Annotated in this window: 24 protein-coding genes; 9 read left to right on the plus strand and 15 right to left on the minus strand. The window is 62.1% G+C overall.

The features are described from left to right. Positions 1-8: 8 nt before the first annotated feature. Positions 9-1,169: a hypothetical protein gene (locus KGJ62_06425; protein MDE2126206.1), complete on the plus strand. Its 1,161-nt coding sequence runs from the start codon at positions 9-11 to the stop codon at positions 1,167-1,169. 12 nt (positions 1,170-1,181) lie between these two features. Here the strand turns inward: KGJ62_06425 and KGJ62_06430 are convergent, their stop codons facing one another. The 4 genes from KGJ62_06430 to KGJ62_06445 are packed head-to-tail and all read right to left on the minus strand — an operon-like array spanning position 1,182 to position 5,344. Continuing rightward, on the minus strand, positions 1,182-1,544 hold the full coding sequence (locus KGJ62_06430) for a hypothetical protein (GenBank protein ID MDE2126207.1): 363 nt from the start codon (positions 1,542-1,544) through the stop codon (positions 1,182-1,184). Between the two features lie 24 nt (positions 1,545-1,568). Beyond that, a complete protein-coding gene (locus KGJ62_06435; protein ID MDE2126208.1) occupies positions 1,569-1,841 on the minus strand; it encodes a hypothetical protein in 273 nt (90 codons plus the stop codon). A 42-nt stretch (positions 1,842-1,883) separates the two neighbouring features. Beyond that, complete coding sequence (locus KGJ62_06440) at positions 1,884-4,469, minus strand: FAD-dependent oxidoreductase (GenBank protein MDE2126209.1); 2,586 nt, start codon at positions 4,467-4,469, stop codon at positions 1,884-1,886. Beyond that, positions 4,466-5,344, minus strand: coding sequence for a dihydrodipicolinate synthase family protein (locus tag KGJ62_06445; GenBank protein ID MDE2126210.1), 879 nt, complete (start codon positions 5,342-5,344; stop codon positions 4,466-4,468). Before KGJ62_06445 ends, KGJ62_06440 begins: the two co-directional genes overlap by 4 nt. 143 nt (positions 5,345-5,487) lie before the next feature. Between KGJ62_06445 and KGJ62_06450 the strand changes: the two genes are divergently transcribed. The 4 genes from KGJ62_06450 to KGJ62_06465 are packed head-to-tail and all read left to right on the plus strand — an operon-like array spanning position 5,488 to position 8,927. After that, positions 5,488-6,882 carry an ABC transporter substrate-binding protein gene (locus tag KGJ62_06450; protein ID MDE2126211.1) on the plus strand — a complete coding sequence of 465 codons (1,395 nt, stop codon included), beginning with the start codon at positions 5,488-5,490 and terminating at the stop codon, positions 6,880-6,882. A 5-nt stretch (positions 6,883-6,887) separates the two neighbouring features. Continuing rightward, positions 6,888-7,814 carry a sugar ABC transporter permease gene (locus tag KGJ62_06455; GenBank protein ID MDE2126212.1) on the plus strand — a complete coding sequence of 309 codons (927 nt, stop codon included), beginning with the start codon at positions 6,888-6,890 and terminating at the stop codon, positions 7,812-7,814. Positions 7,815-7,834: 20 nt separating this feature from the next. Beyond that, positions 7,835-8,248 (plus strand): FHA domain-containing protein, encoded by a 414-nt coding sequence (locus KGJ62_06460; GenBank protein MDE2126213.1) that lies wholly within the window; start codon positions 7,835-7,837, stop codon positions 8,246-8,248. Positions 8,249-8,255: 7 nt separating this feature from the next. Further along, positions 8,256-8,927: a DUF1211 domain-containing protein gene (locus tag KGJ62_06465; protein MDE2126214.1), complete on the plus strand. Its 672-nt coding sequence runs from the start codon at positions 8,256-8,258 to the stop codon at positions 8,925-8,927. A 10-nt stretch (positions 8,928-8,937) separates the two neighbouring features. On the opposite strand, the gene KGJ62_06470 is transcribed toward KGJ62_06465, so the two are convergent. The 11 genes from KGJ62_06470 to KGJ62_06520 all read right to left on the minus strand — a co-directional run bounded on the left by KGJ62_06470 (position 8,938) and on the right by KGJ62_06520 (position 22,022). Further along, positions 8,938-10,200, minus strand: a complete 1,263-nt coding sequence (locus KGJ62_06470; protein ID MDE2126215.1) for a DUF1080 domain-containing protein — start codon at positions 10,198-10,200, stop codon at positions 8,938-8,940. Between the two features lie 13 nt (positions 10,201-10,213). Further along, positions 10,214-10,801 (minus strand): HD domain-containing protein, encoded by a 588-nt coding sequence (locus KGJ62_06475; protein MDE2126216.1) that lies wholly within the window; start codon positions 10,799-10,801, stop codon positions 10,214-10,216. A 119-nt stretch (positions 10,802-10,920) separates the two neighbouring features. After that, a complete protein-coding gene (gene tgt, locus KGJ62_06480; GenBank protein MDE2126217.1) occupies positions 10,921-12,198 on the minus strand; it encodes a tRNA guanosine(34) transglycosylase Tgt in 1,278 nt (425 codons plus the stop codon). Next, on the minus strand, positions 12,090-13,112 hold the full coding sequence (locus tag KGJ62_06485; GenBank protein ID MDE2126218.1) for a hypothetical protein: 1,023 nt from the start codon (positions 13,110-13,112) through the stop codon (positions 12,090-12,092). Before KGJ62_06485 ends, tgt begins: the two co-directional genes overlap by 109 nt. Positions 13,113-13,364: 252 nt before the next feature. Further along, on the minus strand, positions 13,365-14,105 hold the full coding sequence (locus KGJ62_06490; protein ID MDE2126219.1) for an amidohydrolase family protein: 741 nt from the start codon (positions 14,103-14,105) through the stop codon (positions 13,365-13,367). An 18-nt stretch (positions 14,106-14,123) separates the two neighbouring features. Further along, positions 14,124-14,882 (minus strand): amidohydrolase family protein, encoded by a 759-nt coding sequence (locus tag KGJ62_06495; protein ID MDE2126220.1) that lies wholly within the window; start codon positions 14,880-14,882, stop codon positions 14,124-14,126. Next, positions 14,879-16,390, minus strand: coding sequence for a glutamate--tRNA ligase (locus KGJ62_06500; GenBank protein ID MDE2126221.1), 1,512 nt, complete (start codon positions 16,388-16,390; stop codon positions 14,879-14,881). The genes KGJ62_06495 and KGJ62_06500 overlap by 4 nt, the downstream gene beginning before the upstream one ends. 52 nt (positions 16,391-16,442) lie before the next feature. After that, the gene (locus tag KGJ62_06505) at positions 16,443-18,305 is read right to left on the minus strand and encodes a hypothetical protein (protein ID MDE2126222.1); all 1,863 of its coding nucleotides are present in this window, start codon (positions 18,303-18,305) and stop codon (positions 16,443-16,445) included. A 40-nt stretch (positions 18,306-18,345) separates the two neighbouring features. After that, entirely contained in the window at positions 18,346-19,734 is a 1,389-nt protein-coding gene (gene rimO / locus KGJ62_06510; protein ID MDE2126223.1) for a 30S ribosomal protein S12 methylthiotransferase RimO, read from the minus strand. A gap of 2 nt (positions 19,735-19,736) precedes the next feature. Beyond that, entirely contained in the window at positions 19,737-21,191 is a 1,455-nt protein-coding gene (locus tag KGJ62_06515) for an FAD-binding oxidoreductase (protein MDE2126224.1), read from the minus strand. Between the two features lie 69 nt (positions 21,192-21,260). Beyond that, positions 21,261-22,022 (minus strand): SDR family NAD(P)-dependent oxidoreductase, encoded by a 762-nt coding sequence (locus KGJ62_06520; protein MDE2126225.1) that lies wholly within the window; start codon positions 22,020-22,022, stop codon positions 21,261-21,263. 199 nt (positions 22,023-22,221) lie between these two features. On the opposite strand from KGJ62_06520, the gene KGJ62_06525 reads away from it, so the two are divergent. The 4 genes from KGJ62_06525 to KGJ62_06540 all read left to right on the plus strand — a co-directional run bounded on the left by KGJ62_06525 (position 22,222) and on the right by KGJ62_06540 (position 25,764). Then, the gene (locus KGJ62_06525; protein MDE2126226.1) at positions 22,222-23,604 is read left to right on the plus strand and encodes an amidohydrolase family protein; all 1,383 of its coding nucleotides are present in this window, start codon (positions 22,222-22,224) and stop codon (positions 23,602-23,604) included. Beyond that, positions 23,594-24,640: a Gfo/Idh/MocA family oxidoreductase gene (locus tag KGJ62_06530; protein MDE2126227.1), complete on the plus strand. Its 1,047-nt coding sequence runs from the start codon at positions 23,594-23,596 to the stop codon at positions 24,638-24,640. The genes KGJ62_06525 and KGJ62_06530 overlap by 11 nt, the downstream gene beginning before the upstream one ends. A gap of 82 nt (positions 24,641-24,722) precedes the next feature. Then, positions 24,723-25,313 carry a sigma-70 family RNA polymerase sigma factor gene (locus tag KGJ62_06535; protein ID MDE2126228.1) on the plus strand — a complete coding sequence of 197 codons (591 nt, stop codon included), beginning with the start codon at positions 24,723-24,725 and terminating at the stop codon, positions 25,311-25,313. Further along, positions 25,297-25,764 carry a hypothetical protein gene (locus tag KGJ62_06540; GenBank protein ID MDE2126229.1) on the plus strand — a complete coding sequence of 156 codons (468 nt, stop codon included), beginning with the start codon at positions 25,297-25,299 and terminating at the stop codon, positions 25,762-25,764. Before KGJ62_06535 ends, KGJ62_06540 begins: the two co-directional genes overlap by 17 nt. The last annotated feature ends 4 nt before the right edge of the window (positions 25,765-25,768 follow it).

Raw genomic sequence — 25,768 nt, forward strand, 5'->3', positions numbered from 1 at the left:
TCAAACCAATGCCAGCCTCCAACCGCTGCACGCAATGCAGTTCCACCAACGATGTTGACGCCGCGTTCTGTTCCCGTTGCGGCTCGCCTCTTACCGGCGGGGCGGGAACGACCGTTTCGGCAGGCCGGCCTGCTGTTGATGTTGCGGCAATTCTCGCCGCGGCAAATCTCAGCCGCGTCCGCAAAAGCTATCCGGAGGCCGTGGACCTCTGTGTGAACCTGCTGGAGGTCGCGCCTACAGACCGCGCTGCACACTCGCTGCTGGGCGACATCTACCGTGACATGGGCCGCCACCACGAAGCACAGAGGTGGTACCGGATGGCCGTCGACCTGGAACCGACAGACGGAGACCGCCGCAAACTGGCGGCAGCCGAACGTCGGGCAGGAATGGAAGCCACGACGCCGACGCCGGACTCGCTGAGCCGCATGGTTGCCGCAGATGGCTCGGTTATTGGCGGCACGGCGGCGCTGATGGGGCTGCCTCCGCAGCGGTGGTTACGGATTATAACTATTGCAGCTATAGCATTTTTAGCCACAATCGCCGTGATGATTCTCGTCATGGCGCCGAAGCAGAGGGCGGCGGCGCCACTGCCGCACGCGCTGGACCTTGCGCCATCTGGTCCGCCCATCATCGTCGGCTCGACAGGCACCGAAGGAGTAACCGCTCCGGACGATAACCAGCGTGCCGGCAGCAGATATTCGGCCGGCGGGTCCGGATTCGCACCGGATAGCGGGCCGCCAAACGGTGAGCAGCCGTCGGTGCAACCAGGCGCCGGCACGCCGGTTACCGCCGGCTCTGGCGCAGTCTTGCAGCCAGTCGCGCTACCGCAGGGCGTCACGATCACCTCACAGCGGACAGATAGTGGCGGACACACCACCAACATCACTGCCGAAGTGCAGGGGGTAACGCCGGATAGCATTAACGGCGCTCAACTGGCGCTGGCGCAGGGAGCGTTTGCCTGCGCCAGGAACGTGCTGTCGCAGGATCCTACGCTGCAATCGGCCGCGATTTCACTGGTGACACCCGCAGAGCCGGCCGGTAACCGGCTGCTGCTGAGCGGCACGATCAGTCGCGCTGCCGCTGCTTCAAACTTCCAGCAAATGACCGCCGACGCGCTGCTGGCACAAATCGACAACCTCCAATGGGGCAGCGGCGGGGAATCACCCTAGCAGGCAGCCAGCTTACGGTTCGTCGCCAGCATCGCTGTCGGCAACTCCCGGAATATCCAGCAAGTCGCCTTCCGACACCTCTTCCTCAGTATCCTCGTCGGTGTGAAGCCCGGATGCTACCCCGGACTCTAAGACAACGTCGGCTTCGTCCGCCACATCATCCGGGCTGGCGACGTGAGGAACCGGCGCCGGCATCGTCAGCAGCGCAGGACGTTCGGGCAGCGGAGGCAGGCCCGCTGCCGAGGTGTGTCGCTGCCGGACCTCCTCGCAGACGAACTTTACCTTCACGTCGGCCATCCATTGCGGAATCTTCGGCATCGCCTTGCCGGTTTCCGAGCACTTGACCTCTTTAACCTCTTTATCCGGTTCACGCATCTACCAGCATCTCCTGCAATGCGGCTACTTGCCGCGGACCTCTGTACCGTGCGCCGACGACTTGTCGCTGCTGACCCCACGTGCCTGCGGCGCGGATGGCGATTTGGCCGTGTGTGTCATCGAAAGATAGCCATTCAACAGCATCAGCGCACCGCCAAACAGATACACTATCGAACTCCAGGCGTCTACCGGGCGTCCGGGCGACTCAAGAAACTTTCCGCCGGTTGCAAAACTGATAAGGCTAATGGCTATTAAGGCAACACCAATAAGAACAAAGATATTCAGGTAACGCAGCATCTACTCCGCCTCGGACACAACTCGGGCACACATCGGCACAGGTTATTGTACCCTGCCGGCGCCCTCTGGCGCGCGATACGGTTTGGCCGGCGACTCCCGCTTACGCATTGGTTCACCGGATGGCCAGGCGGCCCAGCTATCGGCAGGCCGATCGAGGAACAGCGGTCCCAGGCTCTTTTGCGCCACATAGATGGCGCCGAATGCCTCATCGCGCGTTACCGGTTCGTTGGGCTGCAGCAGTAGATGGCCGTTGGGCGTCAGGGCGCTCCATGCGTCCCATAGCTCCGAGTCGATGCCCAGGCGCTCCAGTTCGGCGCCGGCGCGCGCGGTGGCCTGGTCATGAACGTCGGCGTACAGCGATGTGTCGACGCCGGCGCTGCTGAGGGCAAGGGTGGATGCAAGTTCACGCATGAACAGTGCGCGGGTCACAATCCCGGCGCCGCCGGGCCCCTGCAGCAGACGCACTGCCGCGGCGTTGGAAAGTGACTGCATCGGCCAACTTCCGCCATTCCACGCATCCGGAGCCGATCTGCCAAAGCCGTGCGCTGCAAGCACCCAAAGCAGCCGACCCAGCTCATGCCGCGTCAGGTTTGCGTGTGGCCGAAAGGCCGAGCCGGTGATCCGGAAGCCACGCACCGAGAGGCGCTGGATGGCGTCGAACCAGGGATCCTGGGGGGACACGTCGCGGTAGTACACCAGCCGCGCATCGGTTGCGCGTCCCGTCTCCGCCGCAGGCTGCAGCAGAATGTCCTGCACCTGTCGCGCCGGAACGCGGCATATCGGCAGCCCGTACCTCAGCGCCAGCCACGCCATTGCGCCGGCCGCATCGCCGCACTCCATGCGCACCATCTCCAGGCGATAGGTGCCAAATGCGGGATGTGTGGCCGAAACGGCTGTGGTGACCACCACGTTCTCCAGGTCGCGCGGAATAAGCATGCCCATCGGAAGCTCATGTACCGGCGTGTAGCGGTAGAGCCAGTACTCTCCCTCTCCCATGTCGGGCCGGGACCAGTCTGTCTTGGGCTCCACAGCATGGGAATCCATCGGATAGTCACCGATGCCGATACTGTCGCTGCGATCAAACTCGTTCGAGTCGGTCACATCCCATTCGTGCACCGTCTCTTCGCCTGCGATGCGACGGCCCTCGCGTACATAGAGCAGCGGCGGAAAACCTCCGCTGTCACGGTACTCATCGTCCGGCAGACCCAACTGCTTAAGGCCGAGCGCGGTCTGAAGATAGTAGAGGTAGCCGAGCATGTGCTGCCTGTAGATTGCCTCGATTCGCGCACGCTCCTGATAACTGCCGGCCGCATAGCCGTAATTGATGGCTTGAAGGTCGTTTCCTTGCGGATGCTGATTGAGCTCGAACTTGCCGTTTGGCATCCTCCCCGAAGTTACCGCCCACGATTGCTTCCATGGCGGCGTATGGATGTAATCGGCTTCGTGATAACCCGGCGGCTCCGGGATGGTGTGGTCCGTGCCGCTTCCGTAGTCCTTCACGGTGAGCAGATAGGCGTACGACATGATCCTGGCATCTGCAGCGCCGGTTGTGCCCGCCTCCAACCGGTCTGCCGCTCTGTCGTAGTAGATGACGCCATCGTGGGGGTCCAGCATGGAAGCTGCTTCGCGCCCGATGCGGAATCGAGCGCCGGCCATAGCGGCCAGGTCGCCACAGTCGGTTGCATCAACAAACACTCCGGCCTGCAGCAGCGCTCGTTGGCCGGTCGGCCTGCCGTCGGACCCAAGCTGCTGAATCACCACGCCGGTTACCCGGCGCCTTGGCGCCGGCGGCACGGTACGCTCTAACGAGTCAAACCACTCCGACGGCTCGCCAGAGGGGCTGCAGGCTCTCCGCAACTTCCTCCGGCCGAAACTGGATGTCTCTACCGACTCAAGCCGGGCAAGACGGTAGATCGTGATACCCGGCGTACCGTACAGAAGCGATTTCATCGCCTGCTGCGCTACACGCGGCTCGTACGAGAATCCGTTCGTGTGGATACCTTCAGCGGCGTAGATCCGCCGCACGCGCCTCGTAAACCGCAAAAGAAAGCCGGCGGCGTGGTAGTTTCGCCGGATATCGGTCGCGCTCAGTCCATTGACAGGCATGCCACCGAGCCGTGTTGTTGGCTCAACCAGCGCTACCTTCAAGCCCAGCTGCGCGGCCGAGATGGCTGCCGCCACGCCGCCTGAAGAGGCCTGCACAACTACTACGTCGAAGTGACGTGTGCCCATACGTCCGTGAGTTGCCGCCGGAAACTCCGCAAAGGTACGCTCTTCGTAGAGGGCCGGCGTGCTCCGCCCGTCGACGCCCTGCGCCGCGATGCAATATGTGTGCGTCGATCCGGGCGCCAATCCTTCGTCCGTCCAGATTCTGGCGCTGGACGGGAGGTGCGCCACTGTGCGTCCATCGCGAGTTATAACGTAGTCTGTCGCGCCGGCGTCGGCCGCCCAATAGAGGCGGATTTGCGTAGGAGAGGCAGCTATCGCTTCAAACTCGGCTGGCTGAGCGGGCGGCGCCGGCTGACCCCGAGCGCCGGCTGCAGCAAGCGGCGTCAACGCACCGAGGATTGCAACGGTGCGCTGGAGCGTTCGCGTCGAACCTGCGTGCATACCGGTGCGGGCTATCACACAGCGATGCCGTCCATGGTTTGGTGCCAGACGCGTGTCAACTCTGCCTGTTCGGCTGTTGTCGGCGGCCCGGCGCCGTATACCGCTGTGCCGACAGGCAGTCCGCGCATTGCAAGCAGGTACTTGATCGCAGCCACGGTTCCAAGTGGCTTAACCGCGTCACGCAACGCGGTCAGGCGGGGCTGCAGATTCCTTTCGCCGCTCCAGATACGCGAAACTAGCTCGGGAGCCACATTGGCCAGCGCCGAGATGAACCCCGCGGCTCCCAGCTCTGCAGCGCGGGCACAGAAGTGATCGCCGCCCGCGAATACGCGCGATCGCTCTCCGAACTTTTCAATCAACGTCGCCACTCGCCGTTCATCGCCTGATGAGTCCTTGATCCCGCTTAATATGCCGTCATCCGTCAGGCGGCCATAACTCTCCAGCGAAATGCCATTGATAGCCTGCTGAGGAATGTGGTACGCGAACACCGGCAGCGCGGCTGCGGCGGCGGCATCTGTGTACCACCGGTACACGTCGCAATCATCAACGGGATAGTAGATTGGGGGCTGCAGGAAGAGCGCGGCAGCGCCGGCGGCGGCCGCGGCCTGCGCAACACGGATCACGCCCGGCATGGTCGGCTGCCAGATGCCGGCGATAACCGGCACATTCGCCCCGGCAACAGCTACCAGCGACTGGTAAAGCCTGTACCGATCATGCTCATGTACAGCCAGGAACTCGCCGCTGCTGCCGCACGGGCACAGACCCCGCACGCCGCGCTCGAGGAGCCAGGAAGCATGTTGTGCTGCCGCAGAGCAATCCGCGGCCTCGCCATCAAATGGCGTCACAATCGCGGCATAGCAGCCGGCAAACCGGAACGGGTCGGAGTAGCTCATCTCGGTTCTGTCTGTTCGCGCGCCGGAGGCGCGGTTCCTGCACGGCCAGGCGCGCCCCGCCGGCCGGTTCCGGCCAGTCCAGCCGGTAAAATAAGCGCCAAGGCGCCACAGGCTCAAGCGGCCAAACTTTGTGGTTGCGCCAGGTGGGAAGCGATGCCGATCACGCAAAGGTACGGGGTTCGGGAGGAGCGTCGCTGCCGCCGGCCATGCTCGCTGGCCGCTTGAAAACGGCTGCTGCCGGCCGCATCGTCCTTCGTGTCGCAATCGGCCTTGCGGCAGCTTCCTCTCTGTTCGGCGCCGGGTGCAGCCCGCGTCGGTCTACCCCCGCCGGCACGTCGTTCACCGTCTGGTCGATGTGGAGTGGCCAGGAGGAGCGCAATTTCGAGGCGGTGCTCCAACGGTATGAACAGCTGCACCCCGGCGTGCACATCCGAAACCTGGGCGCCGTCGCAGACGACACCAAGACGATACGCGCGATAGTAGCGGGTGTGCCGCCCGACCTGTTCACACTCTCGGATCCCTCTTACCTCGGTCCGCTGGCGCGGGACGGCGCCCTGACACCGCTCGATTCGCGCTTTGCCGCATCCGGCATCAAAACTCACGACTATGTGCCGGCATCGCTGCGCCTGTGCATGTACAACGGCCATCTCTACGGCATTCCTTTTCTCATCGACGATGAGGCGCTGCTCTGGAACAAGGCCGAATTTCGCGCAGCAGGACTGAATCCCGACCGGCCACCACAGACACTGGGGGAGCTCGCCAACGACGCGGTACGGCTTACGAAGCGCACTCCCGCGGGCGCTATTGGCACGCTGGGAATGCGGCCCGTCAGCGATCTCTACACCATCTGCGCGCTCTTCGGTGGGCGGCTTGCCGATGCTTCCGGTCGGACGATAACGGCTGCAGACACAGGCAATATCGCTGCATTGACCTGGTACAAAAGGCTGGTTGATCGTGAGGGCGGCGCGGAGTCTGTGGACGCGTTCGCTACGGGATTCGGCAGCGATCAGGGCGGCAGCAATCCGTTCTTCACCGGCAAGGTAGCCATGATGATCAACGGCGAATGGAACCCCTACTGGATTTCGCGTTACGCTCCGAGCCTGGACTACGGTGTTGCACCGATTCCACCTCCGGCCGCCGATCCGCAACGGCTCGGAACGACCTGGGTGGGTGGCAACGTCTTTTGTATACCAAAGGAGAGCCGCCATCCACTGGCTGCCTGGCGGTTCCTGGTGTGGACGCAGTCGCGCGAGGCGCAGGTAATGTTCGCCCGCAGGATGAACAATGTGCCCAACATCCTGTCGGTGCTGAGCGATCCTGCGCTGCGTACCGGTGCGCCATTCCGCAGTCGTTACGCCATCTTTCTCAACCTGGCCGCTGGATCACAAACACTCTGCTTTCCACCCATGCCAGTGGCCAGCCTCTATAACAACCAGATGAGCAACGCGATTGAGCGCGTGCTTCTCGGAGATCTGTCGCCGACCGCAGCGCTTCAAGGTGTTCAAACACGTGTTCAGAGCGAGCTGAACCGCTCGTGACCACCGTGCCGGCACGGCGAACCTCCTCGCGGTCGGGGCAAGATGCCCGTGCGCTGCGCATTGGTCTTGTCTTCGTTTCGCCGTGGATCATTGGGTTTCTGATCTTTACGCTCTATCCGATTCTTGCATCGCTGTACTACAGCTTTTGCCAGTACCGTGTGCTTACCCCTCCGCACTGGGTTGGCGTGCGAAACTACGTCGATCTGTTCACCGATCGCGAATACTTCCTCCAGTCGCTCTGGAACACGTGCTTCATGTTTCTGGAGTTGCCTTTGTCGCTGGTTTTTGGTTTGGCGATAGCGCTGCTCCTCAACCAGAAGCTGAAAGGCATGGCCTGGTTTCGCACGCTGTACTACCTCCCTTCCGTGGTGCCAACGGTAGCCTCATCCATCTTGTGGCTGTGGTTGCTTAACCCGGAGTACGGCCTTGTTAACAAAACGCTTCAGGTGTTTCATATTCAGACCACCGCGTGGTTGGCAGACCGGATGTGGGCCAAACCCGGCTTTATTGTGATGGACTTGTGGTCCGTTGGCGGTGGAATGGTGATCTACCTCGCATCGCTTCAAGGCGTTCCCCAGCACCTTTACGAAGCCGCCGAGCTGGACGGCGCATCGCCCTGGCAAAAGCTGCTCAATGTGACGCTGCCGTCGATATCCCCCGTGATATTCTTTAATCTGATCCTTGGCGTAATTGGCACTTTTCAGTACTTCACGCAGGCCTTCGTGATGACCGGTTCGAACGGCAATGCCGGCGGGCCGGCGAACTCCACGCTGTTCTATGCCCTGTACCTCTACCAGAATGCGTTCCAGTACTTCCGCATGGGCTATGCATGCGCGATGGCATGGGTGCTTTTCGTTATCACTCTGGTTGCCGCATTGATCGTTTTTCGAACGTCGGCCAGATGGGTCTACTACGAAGGAGGTGGACGTTAACCGCACCGGCGGAACGTGTAATGCTGCGCTTCCTGGTGAAACAATTCAAGAAGGCCGCGCTTGGCGCCCGGCTCGCCGATGCCCTGGAAGAGCGCAACGGCCACGTTCGTCCTGCACCACCGGCGCCTGCCCGCACCGGCGTGGCGCCGCCGCTCGGCCGCGTAGAGGCGGTCGCCGGACCTCACGCCGGCGAGGTATTTCCGCTTCGACAGGGCGCCATCGTCGGCCGAGCCGCGGAGGCGCAGATATCGCTCTGCCGCGATAACTCCGTGAGCCGGCGCCACGCACGGATCATCGAGGAAGAGGGCCAGTGGCTGATCCAGGACGGCAAGAGTACGAATGGACTCTATGTAAACGGTGAGCGTGTCGCGGAGCACTGGCTGCGGTCGGGAGATCGCGTGACCATGGGCGTTACCACCCTGGTGATCACATGAGGGAGACGTGAAGCGGCCGGCCGACCCAACCCGGGAAGGCACTGAGCGAATCCAGGCGTTCAGCGACGGTGTCTTCGCCATTGCCATCACGCTGTTGATCCTGGATATCCACGTGCCCACTTTGCCAGCGAACGCGCCGCCGCATGCGCTGGCGCGGGCACTGGTCAACCAGTGGCCGGCGTACGGCGCCTACATCTTCACTTTCGTGATGATCGGCATCTACTGGGCGAACCACCACTACATTTTCCGCCTCTACGTCCGTACCAACCACGCCTTCAATCTGCTCAACGTGCTGTTTCTGATGTGCATCTGTTTTCTGCCATACCCCACGGCCGTGGTAGCGCAGTACTTTGCCGCGCCGAGCCAGCAAAGCGCCGCGGTTACCCTCTATGCGATCGGGCTGCTGCTGCCGGCAGCTACGTGGCTGCTCTGCTGGCTCTACGCCACGTCACGTCGCCGGTTGATTGATAAGCGCCTTACGCAGGGCTTTATCCGGCAGATGACCGTTCAATTCTGCGCTTCGTGCGCCGTATATGCGGTGGCGATTGCCGTGACGCAGGTAAGCCCTGGGGCCGGAATTGCCATTGCCCTGGGATTGACGCTGATCTACCTGCTGCCGCCACGCCCGCCGGAGTACGCCGGTTCAACCGTCGACGCCGGCGCCGGGCGCCCGTCGTAGACCGGTCACCTCAGGGCAGACGCCGGATGTAGATATTCTTGAACCACAACTGTGAGCCGTGGTGCTGCAGCTCGATCTGTTCTACCGGATAGATCGGCTTGCTGCGCTCCCAGTAGTTCTCCATCACAACGTTGTTGACCACCAGTTTGTGGTTCAGGTAGACCGTCACGCGGTCACCCACCATCACGATGCGGAAGTGGTTCCACTGGCCGATGGGATGATCGGCGAATACCAGCGGGTTGCTGGGTCCCTTGATGTTGTTGTAGAGGCCGCCCGATCCCAGCGGATTGTCCCAAATCTGAACCTGCGGGCTGCCGCGCAGGTAGATCCCGCTGTCACCCTTTGGGGGTATCTTCCAATCCACCATCATCTCAAAGTTGCCATACTGCTTGACGGTGCACAGGTTATTGTTGCGCCCGTCATACGTGATGGCCCCGTCTGCCACTTTCCAGTGCTGAAACGCCACGGCGGTCGCTTTCTTAGTGGCAGCGGCAAGCGCTTCGGGCGTCATCTTGTGCCGCGTTGGTGGATCTGCGACGAGGCCTTTCCAGCCGCGTAAGCTGTGCCCATCGAAGAGCGCCTTGAATCCTGCCGGCGGATGGTTGTCGCGCATCTGGTGGCCCAGGTCCTGCAGGTAGACGTTGCGAAACCATACGGTGCTTGGGCCGTGACCGAGGAAGCCAATGTGGCCTTGCGACCTCAGCATGCCGGGATGATCGGCCATCGTCTGTGGGTCCGTTACGCGGTTCAGCCATGCGTCCACCGTTGTGATGCCGTTGACGATTACCCGGATATGGCGGCCCTTTGCAACGATCTCTTCGGAGTTCCACTGGCCAACCGGGCGTTCGGCGCCACGCTTCGCCGGCCACACCTTATAGATGGAGCCGTGGTACTGCCCGGGCTCAAGGTGCGCGTAGTCCGGCGACGAGTCGTCTAACACCTGCACTTCCATACCCATGTAAGCCGCATCGCCCTGGAACGGAGCGCGAATGCCAATTCCGTTATTGCCGGCGGGGCTCAGCTTGAACTGGAAGCGAAACGCGAAGTCGCTGTAGTTCTTCTCGGTAAACAGGTTATCGTTGCAACCTGCCGGACACTCCAGCACGCCGCCGGGATCCACCTTGTAGGTGACCGCCGAGCCGCCGACCTCGCGCCAGCCGGCAAGGTCAGTGCCATTGAAAACGTGCACCCAGGGATGCTGCGCCGCAGCTGCGCTGCAGCAGGCGACCAAACACGCACCTGCCGCCGTCACGGCTCTCCAAAGACGAACCATATCTAAACTCCTTCTATAGCTCTGCGCCATTGACTATCAGGGCAAACCGGCACCCAAGTTTCTGGGCGGCCTTACGGCACATCGTCATTCGCATCACAAATATCTCAAAATACTCCATCACGGTAGCTTCACGGGTGTCAATATCCAGCCGCAAGCTCAGCAAGCGCTCGGAGCGGTTGACATCCATGTGCGACTTGCGGACAGCGAAGTTCACGCGATCGTGGATGTCGAATGTAGCGCGGTCCGGGTTCTGCACGCGCGTATAGTGCACGTCACTCTTGTCGGCCACAATCACCGCTGCGGCGATGTCCGTTATTGGCTCACCCTCCGGCTCCTCGTGATTTCCAATGGCTCCGATGATGGATGCCGTTTCGTAGGCCATCATAGCCATACCATCAAGCAGCTGAAACGCCATTACGGCGCCAATCTGCGGGTGGTATACGCGGTGTACGCAGTTGCCGATATCGTGCAGGTAACCGGCGATGCCGGCCAACTCGGCCTCGCGTTCCGCCATACCCAGATCGAGGCAGATGTTCCGCGCGATACCGGCAACCAGACCCGCGTGACGCAGCCCGTGCTCCGAGTAACCGATGACTGCCATTTGCTCGTTCGCCTTCTCGATATAGGCGTTCACCTTTCGACTGGAACGTACCTGTCGCAGCGTGACGAGGTTTGATGCCGCGTTCGGGACAGCATCAGCTGCTTCGTGCGATGTCACAGCTAAATCTCTCCCGCCGACGACGACGCCGCGCCAAACTTCGCGCCAAACTCCTCCGCAAACTGCCGCAGTCGGCCGGCCGCGATCTCCGCGCGGATCTGTTGCATAAGGTTTGCGTAGAATGCCAGGTTGTGGTAACTTGCCAATCGCGGTCCAAGCATTTCATTCGCCTTGAAGAGATGGTGGATATAGGCTCGCGTATACCGCTCGCATACCGCGCAGCTGCAGCCTGGATCTGGAGCGCAGAACTCGGTGGCAAATCGCGCATTCCTCAAATTGAGTGGTCCACTCGATGTGATCAGCTGCCCGTTACGCCCGTTGCGCGTCGGCAGCACACAGTCAAACATATCCACTCCCCGCAGCACGGCGTCAAGAATGTCCAGCGGTGTGCCCACACCCATCAGGTACCGTGGTCGCTCCTCCGGCAGAACCTCGCACGAAGATGCGACGGCGGCGCTGCGCATCTCGGGCGTTTCACCCACCGCCAGGCCGCCGATCGCATAGCCGGGAAAGTCCATCGCCACCAGTATCCGGCCGCTCTCCTGTCGCAATGTAGCGTCTACGCCGCCCTGAAGGATGCCGAAGAGCGCCTGCGCATCACCGCTTGCCGTCTTCATTCCCTGTGCGACCCACGCCTCCCTGCACCGTTCCGCCCAGCGATGCGTGCGATCTATTGCATTGCGCATCTCGTCCGGCTCGCAAGGGTAGGGCGGACACTCATCGAATGCCATGGCGATGTCGGCGCCAAGCATGTGCTGGATATGCATCACCGACGCCGGCGTGAAATGGCGTGGTGAGCCATCGATGTAGCTCTGAAACTCCACGCCATCATCATGGATTCGTCGCAGCCGCGCCAGACTGAAAACCTGAAATCCGCCGCTGTCGGTGAGCAGGGCGCCGTCCCAGCCCTCAAACCGGTGGAGGCCACCGACGGCTGCCACCAGCGCCTCACCCGGGCGCAAATGCAGGTGGTAGGTGTTGCCAAGGATGATACGGAAGGCCAGAGCATCGAGGTCACCGGCCGACATCGCCTTGACCGCGCCCTGCGTGCCCACCGGCATGAATACCGGCGTCTCCAGCTCGGCATGCGGCAGCGTCAGGCGCCCGCTGCGAGCCCGGCCGTCCCGGGCCAGCACCTCAAATCGCAGCCCGCTGTTCCTGTTCGGGCTGCTCACCGTCCAGCCAGCCAAAAGGCCAGCCCGACGGCAGCGGCAACCAGCGTTGCGGCGCAGAGCGCGATCTTCTCCTGTCGCTCGTACCGGAACTCTCTCGAGTGGCATATTATCACAACGAGAGCTATAGGCACTAGCGCCGGCAGCGCGATACCGGTCAGGTAAACCAGCGCGGAATACAAAGCCAGCACCACGTACATGATCCAGAACGTACGCCGTGCCGGTATGTGAAACCGCTTGAAGCACGCAAAAAAGAGCGCGATAAACAAAAAGTCCGCAAAACCGACGGTAAGAGCAATCGGGTGCGCCCCGTGCATCGCGCCATGAGTGGATGGAAGCTGTACCGTTAGGGTCTGCATGGCGTGAACAGCCGCTCCCGACTTCTTATGCACGGCTTGAGCCACGACTCCGCCACCGAACACGGCATACAGGTCCACGGCAGCCAGAACCACCGCCATCGGCAGCAGAAGTTTCACTTCGCCCACCAGGCGCGACACGGCAGCGCCAACTGCGGCCGCCAGCCAAATCTGAAGCAGGCCGCGCAGCCCCGGCACCATTGCTACCGCCAACCAGTACCAGCGTGTATCAGCCACCAGCGCCGGCCAACTCGACCAGTGCGGAAAGCGGAACAGCAGCAGCGGAACGGCGACAACCGGCAGTGCCAGCAGCAGCGTGGCCGGAAGGCTCAACCAGAGTATGCGCCGCTCCATCAAGGCGCGGCCGGCCCAGGCAGCAAACATAAGGGCCAGAAGCAGCGACAAAAAGGTGCTTGCGGCAACTACCGAAATGCTGCCGTTTGGTATTACCCCGGTAACGGTGTAGAACACCACATAAGCCAGCGCGGCCAGTGCGGCGAGGCCGGCGTCTGCGCCAGGGCCGGACTGCAGCGTCGCGCCATGGTCGGCAGTCGAATGCGACAGCGCCGCGATCGGCGTGGCTTCAGTATCGGAGTCGTTCGGCATACGGCAAAGGAGGAGCGCAGCGCGCGCGGCGATTCTATCCGGTTCCAGGCAATCGGTCAAGCGCACCGAGCGGGCGGACCGGGTTTGGGCTAACCAACGGGCGCGGGGCGCAGCCGCAAAGTGTCAGGCGCGTTCGGTGCTGGCGACCGGCGCCAGCAGGCATGGCCGTTCCGGCGGGCCGTCATCGCCGGCGGCCTTGCCTGTCTGCGCGCATCGGCCCCGCGATATGGCCCGAGTGATGACTCTTCACGTTGCCGTAAATGCTGCTATTTCACGGTGCCCGCGACACGAGCTTCGCATGTCGCCTTCGTGCTAGTCTGAAGCGCCTCCAAGATTGAAGAGCCGAGCAGCGTTGTCATGCACGATGCGGCGCATATCGGTCTCGGAGATCTCCGAATCGGTGAGCAAACCCAGCGCGGCCGCTGGATCGCAGTCGGGCGCTCCGCTTCCGAACAGGATCCGATGCGAACCCAGGGCAGCCACTGCGGCCGGAACCTTGGCGCGGTCCATTGGTCCGGATGTTTCCAATGTGATATTCACCGATTGGTGTGCTGCGGCGATGGCCGAGCGCCAGTCGGCTCCGCCCATGCCGAGGAAAACAAAGCGGTGCATGCTGTACTGCTTCGCCAGCTGCAGCGCCACTTCAACCCCCCTCGCATCGGCTGTCGGCACCAGAATGGGCTTCTGGAATCGGCGGCAGGCATTCAGGACTTCATCGGCAACCAGAACCGGCAGCGGTTCGCCCGGATGCGCCGGCTGCAGCGCCACCGCCAGAAACCGTCGACTGCCCAGCAAATCCCGAATGGCAATTACCGAATCCTCTACGCGGTTCAAATGAGCCACCACGCAACCGTACAGGCCCTCGGCGTGTTCCAGCATCGCATTCAGTATCCGATTTCCGGCGACCGGATCGGCCCACATGGCTCGACGTGAGGCGACGAGTGCCTGGTTCACGCCGGCATCCTTCAAAAAGGAGTTGAGCTGCTCCAGCGTGTTGGCCACGCCGTCGAGCGCATAGCCCTCAACTACGGTGTGGCAATCGAAAACCGCCATGGGGTCGCCTCCTTCGGATCAAGCGTCCAGTTTTAGAATGCGGCGTGCGTTGCCCGCTGCGATCTTTTGCGTGTCGCCTGGCGGCAGGGCTGCGCGCAGCAGAGCTGTCGCGGCGGCAGCCACGGGCTGCGCGGGAGCGCCGGTACCGAACACAAGGCGGTCCGCACCCAGTTGTTCCGCGAGCGCGGCGATCAGCCCGGTCGCGTGGAGCTGAGAGGTCTCAATGCTCCATGTCGGTTTGTCGGCAAGTGCAGCCACGGCTTCCGTCGCCAGCCTGAGGTCGATACCCACGAGAATGACGTCGCCGGTGCCGCCGACGGTGCGGGCCAGGTCACTCACCATGCCCGGCCGGTCTACCTGCACGGCAATCGGCAGCCCCTGCGCCGCTGCCTCGCGTGCCAAACCGGCGAAGGCCACCGAAGTTACCGGCCAGCCCTGTATATTTGGATAGAAGCGCAGCAACCGGAATCCCTGCTGCTTCAGACTTCGCACGGCTGCTGCGTTCGCCGTAAGGTGAGTTGGGTCTAGAGATGTGGCGGGCACCAGTTCCGAATGCTCCTTGCAGGCGGCGCCCGTAGCGGTATTACCGATCGCTGCATCCAGCAATACGGCCAGCGTCGACAGCGTGCAGGCGCGCTTGACACCGTGGCGCGCCATCAGTTGAAGCAGGCTGGCAGCAGTCATGTCGGCGCTCGCGATCGGCCACGGTCCAAACAGCGTGCTGATATCGATCAGGTCGGGTGCGATGGCGGCCAGCGCTCCGGGCTCTGTAGTCATGCGTCTCCTCCGGCCTCTACGGTGTCGGCACCGAGCGGAAGTTGTGATTGTACCGCAGCAAGTCGGCGGAGAACTCGGTCCCTCCCCAGTACGTCGAGGGTATCGAACAGTCCGGGACCTGTGGTTCTACCGGTAGCGGCTAACCGTGTGGTGTGCACCACTGGGCCAAATGGGAGGCCGAGGCTTTCCGCCGAAGCGTGCGTGATCTCCTCTAGGCGCTCAGGTGTCCATTCGTCGACCGCTTTAAATCCAAGCATCTGGCGCTCAAGAATGGATCCGGCAGAATCGGCCTTTAGCCACTTTCTTACGCCTTTGTCATCAAACTCGGCGGGAAACGCCGGTTCTTTGAAGAAGAACCGTACCAGGTCTGTGATCTCGCCGATTGTCTTGAGTCGCTCAATCTCTAGAGGCACCACCCGCCGTACATACGCTAACTCTTCTTCGGTTGGCCGGTCGGAGACGAGCCCGGCTTGGGAAAGATACGGCAGGCAAAGGCCAATGATGCGGCCGGGTTCGCTGGCTCGGATGTATTGACCGTTCATCCAGCGCAGTTTGTCGTAGTCGAAAACCGCGGGGTGTTCGGATAATCCCTCCAGACCGAACCGCTCGATGATCTCGGGCACAGAGAGCAGCTCAACCTGTTCACTACCGGGCGACCAACCGAGCAGCACCAGGAAGTTGAACAGCGCTTCCGGAAGGTAGCCGTCCCTTACGAATTCAGCGAACTGCGTTGAGCCGTGGCGCTTACCCAGCTTCTTGTGGTCGGGACCAACTATCAGAGAAGGATGGGCGAGCGGCGGCGGCTCCCAACCCAGCGCCCGAGATACCTGGACGAATTTCGGCGCGCTCGAAAGCCAGTCATCGCCCCGGATTACGTGCGTAATACCCATCAAGTGGTCGTCAACCACGCAGGCCAGAAAGTAGGTGGGGTATCCATCCGACTTTAAGAGCACCTGGTCGTCCTGCGATCGGTTGTCGTACCGGATTTCGCCGCGGATCAGGTCGTGAACCACCGTCTCGCCGTCCAACGGCATCGCCAATCGCACCACGGAGGGCGTGCCGGCTTTATCGAGGCGCGTGCGCTCTTCGACCGACAGGTTGCGACACCGCCGATCGTATCCGGTCGGCTGCTTCATCAACTGCTGCTCGGTGCGCATCGCTTCCAGCCGTTCGCGGGTGCAGTAACAGCGATATGCGCCGCCGCTTTGCAGCAGCTGTTCCGCGTACCCCAGATAGATGGGAAGCCGGCGGCTTTGCACGTAGGGCTCGTGTGGGCCTCCGGAAACCCACCACTCGTCCGGCACGATGCCGAGATACCGCATCGACGCCTCGAGGTCCCAAATACCCTCCGGCGAATAACGCTCTGCGGAGCGATCGGTATCCTCCAGACGCGCGATGAAGGTTCCCCCCATCTTTCGCGCGTACAGCCAGTTGTAGATCGCCGTGCGAACGTTGCCGACATGTGCCAGACCGGTTGGGCTCGGCGCGTACCGAACGCGAACCGTCAAGGCGAGTACACTTTGGGCCCGACCATCGCTTGAATTGCGGCTGAGCCCGTCATCATTGGTGGTCGACCTTGGCCACGTACTTCCTCTTCGACTTGTCGAAGCCCTGTGGCAGCTTCTTCAGGTCGAACACCCAACCGTTACCCCGCTGGACAAAGCACTGGTATTCGGAAAGCAGCGATGCGGTCAGGCGTCTACGCACGCGGCGAACCACATTAAGTTCGGCAAACAGAGTGCCAAACTCCGTTCCTTTTTTGTTGTGCTCCAGAATCTCGCGTACGATGTTAAAGGCGGGCATACCCTCGGCATCGGCGCGCTGCTGCAGTTCCAGAAGTTCAGTCAAGCGGTTCCGGCTGATAAACAGCGAGTGCTCGGACTCGTCGTTGTAGCTCACCCGGTACCGATCCGGCGCTTCCCGCTCCAGCATGAATGTGGCGCCGGAATCCATCGGAATAGACTTGAACCAGTCGAGGAGGCCATACGCGAGGCGCGTTTCATTATTGATATACACCTGAACACGATGGCCACCGCCCAAAAGGAATGTAGCCTCGATAATACTCGGCTCCGGTGGAAAGAATCCGGATGGGAACTGACACATCGGCATGGTGCCTAATTGCTTGTGATGATACTTGACCACCGCACGGGCGTTGGTCGGCGGATTTGGATCCGGCGGCGGCGGCGCCTCCTCGTCCAGCACATCCTGGCAGAATGGATCCAGAATCTCGCGCTGCAGGCCTGCTTCCAGCCCTTCATCATGCAGCAGGATGTCGACCGGCTGGCCTTCCGCATCCAGATATGCGGTGTCGGGAATGCGCAGCAACTGCGGCACACCGAAAACGTATGGTGGCACCACGCCAGGCTTGACGAATCGATCCGCGCCAACCCACGAGATACGCTTATCCTCTTGCAAGGCGCCAATCACAGTCTTCATATCGGTGGGATAGATGCGATAGTCCGGCGTGATCTCGAATACGTCCTCGAGAATCTGGCTTGCCGGCACCGACGTCTCGCTGTCCAGGATGATGCGCACGATCCGTTCTCGATCGTCGGGTGTCAGCTCCAGGGGGCGTGCGGCCTGTTCCGCCTCAGCTTCTGCAGCCTCGCTGACCTCCAGTTCGGAGAGCCGCGCAAATTCTGCCTCCAGCCGTGTGCGTAACTTCGACCCAATCCAGTGGCCGCTTGAAAGCAGGCTAATACCGGGAGCCAGCCACAAGGTTTGGTACAGAGCCTCGGCGTCAAACTCTGCCTGAAGATGTCGCCACGAAAGGGCCTGAAGTACCTTGTTGCTTACGGGCCGGTCCAGGTCATCCACCAACCGCGCTGTTGAGTCCGGCATAGCCGCCTGCCAGCCCAGCGCGTCTGCTTCACCAAGCAGCGCATCCATGGGCTCGTCCTCAAGAAAGTTCTCGAAGAGGATCTGATCCCAGGCAGCTTCCGGCTCCATTCCGGCAGCGCATTCCGTGTTCAGCAGCCAGGAACCGAGAGCCAGTTCGCCGCCGGGCATTACAAAAAACTGTCTGGATGTGCTCGCAAGGCGCTCCAGCATCGTCTCCAGTACTTCGACGGGTCGGCCATAGATGTGTCGCAGCTGACTCGCGATCAACGTCACTGCAAGCGGTACACCGGCCTCTTCCAGAATGCCGGTAATCGCGTTGTGAACGCTGGTCTCTCTAGGTACATCGCTGGCCCGGGTGCACCACTTGCGGTCGACGAGGCGGATCCGCCGATCCACCACAAGAGCAACCCGGCACAGGCGTGCATCGATCGCGGAGTTGTTGAGCGACCTGGCGATGTCACCTGTTTTTGCGATACCGTACAATTCCAGAACGGTATGATACACCTGATCGCCGACGAGCGTCAGCGCCAGAGCATCCAATGCGTCTACCGCCTCTGCGGTTTCTCGAACGGCTGTTGGCACGATTCTTCTCCTCTCGCTCTTTTCCGCGCCGAACGGCACTTTATGCCGCCGCGCAAGCTGCCGCCGAATCCGCTCTGTGCGGCAGAGCCGCACATCGGATATCGTAAGGGCCAGCTTCTGTTACTCGAACGCGCACAAATGTTCCGGGCGCCGCGGTGCAGCCGGTTACCAATGCTGAGCCATCTACTTCCGGAGCATCGCGCCACGTTCTGCCGATCCGGCAGCTCGGGTTGGCTGCATCGATGGCCTCAATCAGGACCTCCACCTCGGAGCCGACGAGAGCCTGGTTTCTGCGAAGTGAGATGGTTTGCTGGAGGCGCATAATGGCGCTGCGCCGTCGATGTTTCTCACGTGCGGGTACTCGTGGACGCAGCATCGCCGCAGGCGTGCCTTCCTCCACAGAGTACTCGAAGACACCCGCGTGGTCGAACGCCGCCTCCTCCACAAAACGCTCCAGCGTGCTGAACTGCTCCAGTGTTTCACCTGGAAAGCCCACGATGACCGTGGTTCGAAGCGCGATGTCCGGCACTGCCGCCCGCAGGCGCGCCACCAGCGCCAGGTTTCGCTGGTAGGAAAGCGGCCGACGCATGGCTTTCAGCACCGCGTCATCCGCATGCTGAAGTGGCATATCCAGGTAGTGGCAAACGTTTGGCACCGTGGCCATTGCGTGGATGAACGCCGCCGTAACGCGAGACGGATACGCGTAGAAGATTCGGATCCATCGAATCTGGTGGATGCGCCCCAACTCCTGCAGCAGCTCCGGCAGGCGCGGCTTGCCGTAGCGGTCGTACCCATATTGGGTTGTGTCCTGCGCGATGAGGTTGATCTCCCGAGCGCCGGACTCTGCGAGTGACGCAGCTTCCTGAACGATTACTTCGAATGGCTTGCTCTGGTGTTTGCCACGGAACGACGGGATGGCACAAAACGTGCATGCGTGGTCGCACCCCTCGGATATCTTCAGCCACGCGGACCACGGCGCGCCTATCCGGCGCCGCGTTGGAACATCCAGCCAGCGGTGATGCGGCAGCTCCGGCACGCCGGCGATAGCGTCCAACCGAATGAGCGTCGGTTCGGCAGCTGCAGCTGCGGCCTGCATTTGGCCCGTGCCTACAAATGCGTCAACCTCCGGCAACTCGGCGGCCAGGTCACGCGCGTACCGCTGCGCAAGGCAGCCGGCAACCACAACCCTACCAACCTCCCCACGCTTCTTCTTTTCTATCGCCTCAAGAATGGTATCCACGCTCTGCTGTTGCGCAGCGCGAATAAACGCACAGGTGTTGATAACCAGGGTATCGCAGTCGCCCTCGATGGAGGAGACATCATCGGCCGGTGTTGCCGCGTGTCCTGCCGCCTCCATGAGGCCAAGTATCTCCTCGGCATCTACCTCGTTCTTGGCGCATCCCAGATTGATCAGGCGAATTCGTGCCATGGTTAGTGTGCCAACAGACCAATGCGATGCGCCAGCGCCGATTGCAAAACGGCGCCGGGATCCAGTGCCTGTTTGTGTGCCAGGAACTGCCCCAGCGCTGCGTCGCCCAGCCAGGCGCGGGCCGCTGCCGGCGTGAGCGTGCTGTCCTTTGCCAGATAGAAGCGGCCATTTGCCTTTAGCACCGTTTCATTGAGCGCATCGGCCAGGCGCGCTAACCGGTTCCAGTCGGCGGGCACCGCGATGTCCAGCGCCAGCGAATACCCGTCAACACCGTGGCTGAGCAAAAACGAGTCGGCGCGGTGGCGTTTGATGACGCCAAGCCATGGCTCAAGGCGCAACCTGTGGCACACTTCGATCTGACGGCGAAAGCATGCGGCGGCCTCGGCCAGTGGAATGAAACTCTGGTACTGCACCAGCCCGCGCGCTCCATATATCCGCTTCCAATTCGGCACGTAGTCCAATAGGAATGCAAATGCTGCGTGCGACTGCCGGTAGCTGTTGGTCTTACCATGTGCGGCGCCAAAGCGCGCCGCGTTAAGTGCGCGGACACCCAGGCGGTTTGCCATTGGCCGCATCAGCCGCCACATCAGTGACTTGGGTAGCACTCCAAACAGCGTATCGGGCAGGTTCTGGCTGTCAATGCGCAGTGTTTGTGCCGGCTCTCGGTCCAGGCCCTCAGGCAGGTGCGCTGCTTCGTGCGCCAGCGTCCTGCCTGCGTGTGCGCCCGTTGTGAAGCAGTCGACCCAGCCTACCAGGTAGTCGGCCCGATCCAGGCGAGCCTCAAACGCGGCGATCGTCTCCTCAAAACTTCCGGTGGCGAATGGCGTTACGTGCAGCATGCCGGAATGCACGCGCTTCATCTGGATGCGCAATCGCGTGAACAGGCCAAGCAAGCCCGCGCCGCCGATGGCCGCACGCATCAGCGCCGATCCAGCGGCGCTGTCGAGGCTGTGAATGGTGCCATCCGGCGAAAGTAGGTCGGCCTCCAGGATGTGTTCACCAAATACGCCGGTACGCCAGTTGTTCTTGCCATGGATATTCATCGATGCGGCGCCACCGGCCGTTACGGCCATGGTGCCCGGTACCACGGGCGGCCACCATCCGTCACCTATTGAGGCGGCCCACATCGCCGCGAAGGTCACGCCCGGTTCAACATCCATAACGCCGGTTGTTGGATCCCATGCGAGTATGCGCGCCATGCGCGTTGTGTCGAGGCAAATCGCCTCAGCCAGCAGCGATGCGTCTCCGTAGCTGCAGCCGCCGCCGCGAAGAACCACCGGTATGCGGCGCCTTGTTGCAAGCTGAAACAACTCTCCGGCCGCTTCAACGGTGGATGGGCGGAATACGTACGCCATCGCGCTGGCATTATTACCCCACGAGTTAATCCGCTCCAGCCGGTCCACCGGTACGGCCCTGTTTCGCTCCACGCACGCAACTCCAGGTCTGGCCGGCATCATCGTGACCGAATACCTGCATGGATGCCCATAGCCAGGCAAGATGAAGGCATCACGACCTGATGACGCAAGCTAAATGCTCAGCTTTCGAAATACCGGCGAAGGGATAATGCGCAGCACCGGCGTCAAGGCGCCCCAGGCACGAGGCACGTACGCCTCGCGGCTGCGGCCATGCGCCGCCCGAAGTATCTGTTTTGCCGCTACATCGGCAGGAATAATTAATGGCAATTTTCCCATTCCCTCGGTCATCGGCGTGGCAACCGGGCCGGCTTTGATCGTCACCACGTTTACTCCGTAGCGCGTAAGGCTGTTTCGGAGCGACTCCAGGTATTGCGTAAGTGCGGCTTTCGCGGCGCCATAGGCGCGACTGCCTCGCCGTCCGCGCTCACCGGCCACGGAGGAGATGCCGATGATGGTGCCGGCGCGCGCAGCCTGAAAGCGAAGCGCCGCTTCGTTTAGCCATGCCATCGCGCCTAACAGGTTCACCTCCACCGCCTCTCGATCGATCTCGAAATCGTACTCGTCCGCACCAGTTACGCGCAAAACGCCGGTCGAGTAAATCACCATGTCCAGACCGCCAAGTTCGCGAGCGATCTCCTGAAACAGCCCGGGTACCTCGTCGAAGTGCCGGACGTCGTGAGAGTGCACAAACAGACGGCTGGTTCGGGAACGGGTAGAGCAGGCAGCTGCAACGAGGTCCAACTCAACCTGTCGCCGGGAGACCAGGGCGAGGTCGCATCCGCTATCTGCCAGCTGCAGCGCAAGCTGCTCGCCGATTCCGGACGAGGCGCCGATGATCAGGCATCGCTTCCATGCGGCGCTACCGGCAGGCATTTTCGAACCTCTCTCTAGAAAGCGCCGTGCGCTCTGGCTTAACCACTGTGTAACCGTACATTATACCCGTCCGTGGATTCATCGTGCTTTAGATACGTTACGTACCACACCGCCCATGGTACGCCTGCGGTAAAATGAAGACGGTACCGCTTTGCTTCAGGCGCGCAGCCTGCGCGCCGACGCATACCCCGCCTTTCCAATGCCATCTTTCACGCGATTTCGCGCGAACTTCGTCCTTCCGATTTCACAGCCGGCTCAGCGTGATGCCGAAGTGGTGGTGGGCAACGGGCTCGTTCACGCCGTACGGCCGGTGCAGCCGGCCGGCGCCGATGCGGTCGTGGATTTTGGCGATGCGATGCTTCTTCCCGGCTTGGTGAACGCGCACACGCACCTCGATTACACCGCGATGCGCGGAGCTGTTGAGGACCTGCCTTTCTTTCCCTGGATCCGCAGGTTGACGGCGATGCGAGCGGCGCTGGATCCCGATGACTGGGCAGCGTCGGCGGCGTGGGGCGCTTTGGAAGCGCTCACAGGCGGAGTAACTTCCGTCGGCGACTGCAGCCCAACCGGTGCGGCTGCGGATGCCTTGCGGAGCGCCGGGCTGGGCGGCGTTGTGTTTCACGAGGTGTTTGGTATTGGCAGCAAGGCTGGCATCCACGAAGCGCTCGTGCAGGTGGCAGGCGACGTGGAGCGTCTTCAGCGCACCACTGCTGGAACCGGAGTACAGATCGGCATCTCGCCGCACGCGCTCTATACGGTGCCGGCGGCCTGGTTCGGTGCGCTGCAGCAGTTTGCCGCCGGCCGTGGCTTGCGCGTCTGCACCCATGTGGCGGAATCGGTTGACGAATGTCGCCTGATACGCAGCGGAGAGGGCGAGTTCGCGACTATGCTGTCGCGGCGCGGATTCACGATTCAGCCGGGAGGCGGTACCTGCGTGGAGTATCTGGACGCCCACGGCGGAATCGGGCCGACCACGCTGCTCGTGCACGGCGTCCAGCTCTCAGAGCGGGATGCCGAAATCTGCCGGGGTAGCGGCGCCACCTGGGTGCACTGCCCGAAGTCGAATGCCAAGCTGGGAGCCGGCACCGCTTCGCTGGCGCTGCTTCGGCGGGCATCTTCCGGCGGTCCGGCCCTTGGTACCGACAGCGTGGTGAGCAATAACGGTATGGATATGTTCGAGGAGATGAGGTTCGGCGTGCTGGCGCAACGAGCCGCCACGCGGTGCGCAGAGTCGCCATCGCCGTCCGAGTTCCTGGAGATGGCGACGATCCATGGCGCACGCGCACTGGGCTTTACCGATCGTGGAACCCTGGACGCCGGAAACCGGGCCGATTTGTGCGCCGTATCGCTGGAACATCCGGGCATGCTTCCGTGCTATTCGCCCGAAGCTGCGCTCGTGTTTGCTGCGACTGCGCGCGACGTTGCGGCAGTCGCCGTGGGAGGCGAGATGCTCTATGATGCGAGCGCCGGCCCGAAACATGCGCAGCGGTTTCTGCGCGCCGACGCTCAAGCCGCCAGGATACGGCTGAACCGTGCGCAGGATCACATCCGTGAGTGGAGGGACCAAAATCGTGGCACATGAAATCGTCCGGGACCGGGAGGCGCCGCTGAGCGCAGTGATCGCCGGGTGCGGCTGGTTCGGCGGCGTTCATCGAGATCGCCTGGCGCACTTGCCGGGCGTGGAACTCGTTGGCGTCTGCGATCCCGACCCGACGGCGATGAGCAAGATGCTCTCACAGGGCACGGGTTCTTCTACCGGCAACGTGGTCACGACCACGAGTTATGATCAACTGCTGGACCTTGCGCCCGATTTCGTTTGCATCTGCACGCCAAATCCGTTTCACGTGCCGCAGATACTTGCCGCGCTCAAGCGTGGCATTCATGTCCTCTGCGAAAAGCCGCTCAGCCTGGATCCGGAAGAGGCACTGCAGGTGGTGACGGCTGCCGGAGAGAGCGGATTGCTGGTTGCCGTGTCGTACCAATCCCGGTACCGGCGCGCCGCCCGGTTACTCAAGGCTGCAATAGATTCAGGCAGGTGTGGGCGTGTAACCTCGGTGACGCTGTATGCCTCGGAGAACTGGGTTACGCCGAATGTAGGCACGTGGAGGCACGACCCGGAGAAGTGTCCGGGCGGCTACTTCGGCGATGCCAACGGCCACCAGATTGACGCGACGCTCTGGATGACCGGGCTGCACGCCACCGAAGTCCGCGCCGAGACGCACGGGCGTGGCACACCGGTGCCCATTTACACGATGGGCGAGGCCCGTCTTGCGGGGCCGCATGCCTGTCCCGCAGCACGGGCCTCCTTCGCGTTTGTTGGCGATGCGCGGATGTGGCGTGAGGAGATTGCTATACAGACGGAGGCTCTGGATTTTGTGATGCGTGACGGTTCGCTGTTGTTTAGCGATGGCAGCAAGCGCCTGGAACCCTATGACGGCTCCGCCAACGCACCGGCGCCGGTGGAGAGTAGCGACGAGCCCGACGAAGCGTTTGTTGCCGCGTTGCGCGGTGGTCCGGCGGTGCTTTCGCCGCCGGAATCTGTACTGCCGGTTATCCGTTTCACGCAGGCAGCGCTGACCTCAGCGCGGACCGGCGCAGATTGGACGCCGGCTGGTTGATGGCTGCGAAACCGGCGCCATGCGCATTGCGTACCAGTATTGGTAGCGTTAACGGGTCAGAGGGGATGCGACGACGAACACGCTGGGTACTGCCACAGATGCGGATCTCGTAAGGCAAACGCTGTGCGGTGCGAGCACCGCCTACGACTGCCTGATGAAGCGCTACCAGCGCCAGGTATATAATCTGGCGTTTCGCATGATCGGCAATGCCGAGGACGCGGGCGACCTGGTCCAGGAAACGTTTCTCCGCGCTTACTCTGCCCTGCCGTCCTTCCGTCAGGATGCCAGCTTCCTGACATGGCTGTACAAAATCGCCTCCAACCTCTGTATCGACCACCTGCGCTCACGCAAAACGCGCAGCGCTCTCTCACTCGACGTGGAGGTGGAAGAGGGTAGGGAACCCGCCGCCGACTCGCGCTCATGCGGGCCCGAGGATTGCGCCGTACGAGGCTCCATCCAGGAGATCGTTCAGCACGAGGTGCTCAACCTACCGGAGAAGTACCGTCTCGTAGTAGTGATGCGCCATTTGCAGGATATGAGTGTCGAGGAGATTGCCCAGGTGCTGGAGATACCGACGGGCACGGTTAAAACACATCTGTTTCGGGGACGAGATCTGCTGCGCAGCCGACTCCGCCCGATACTCGGAGGCGACGTGGATGGCCAATCGATTTGAACATGGGTCGCAGGAGGACCAAAACGCCTGGGGCAACTACGCCAGCCAGCCGGTTTATGGACTCGGCGCGGCCGCAAACTCCGAACATGCACTGTCGCTGTGTCTGCGTGTGAGCGAATTGCTGCCGGCGCTGGCGGAACAGGATCAACAGATTCGACCGGAGATGAGAAGTGCGCTGCTGGGCCACCTGGCAGTCTGCCCGGCCTGTACGCTGGAGTTTAACGAGATAAACCGGGTGATTCATCTCCTCTCCAGCGTTTCGCCCCTGCCCACGCCAACCGACTTTGCTTCAATAGTATCTGCGCACATCCGGTCGGAGTTCGGACCGATGGGCGGCGCCACTCACCCGTGGTCCGGGCTCCCGTCAGGCGCCGCGTACACAAGCGTCGCCGCCAAGCTCGTTGCCCGCCTTGCAGGCGCACTCAAGAAGGCCGGGCGACAGAGGCCTTAACCCC

The organism is Armatimonadota bacterium, assembly GCA_028871815.1.
GTDB lineage: Bacteria > Armatimonadota > Chthonomonadetes > Chthonomonadales > Chthonomonadaceae > REEB205.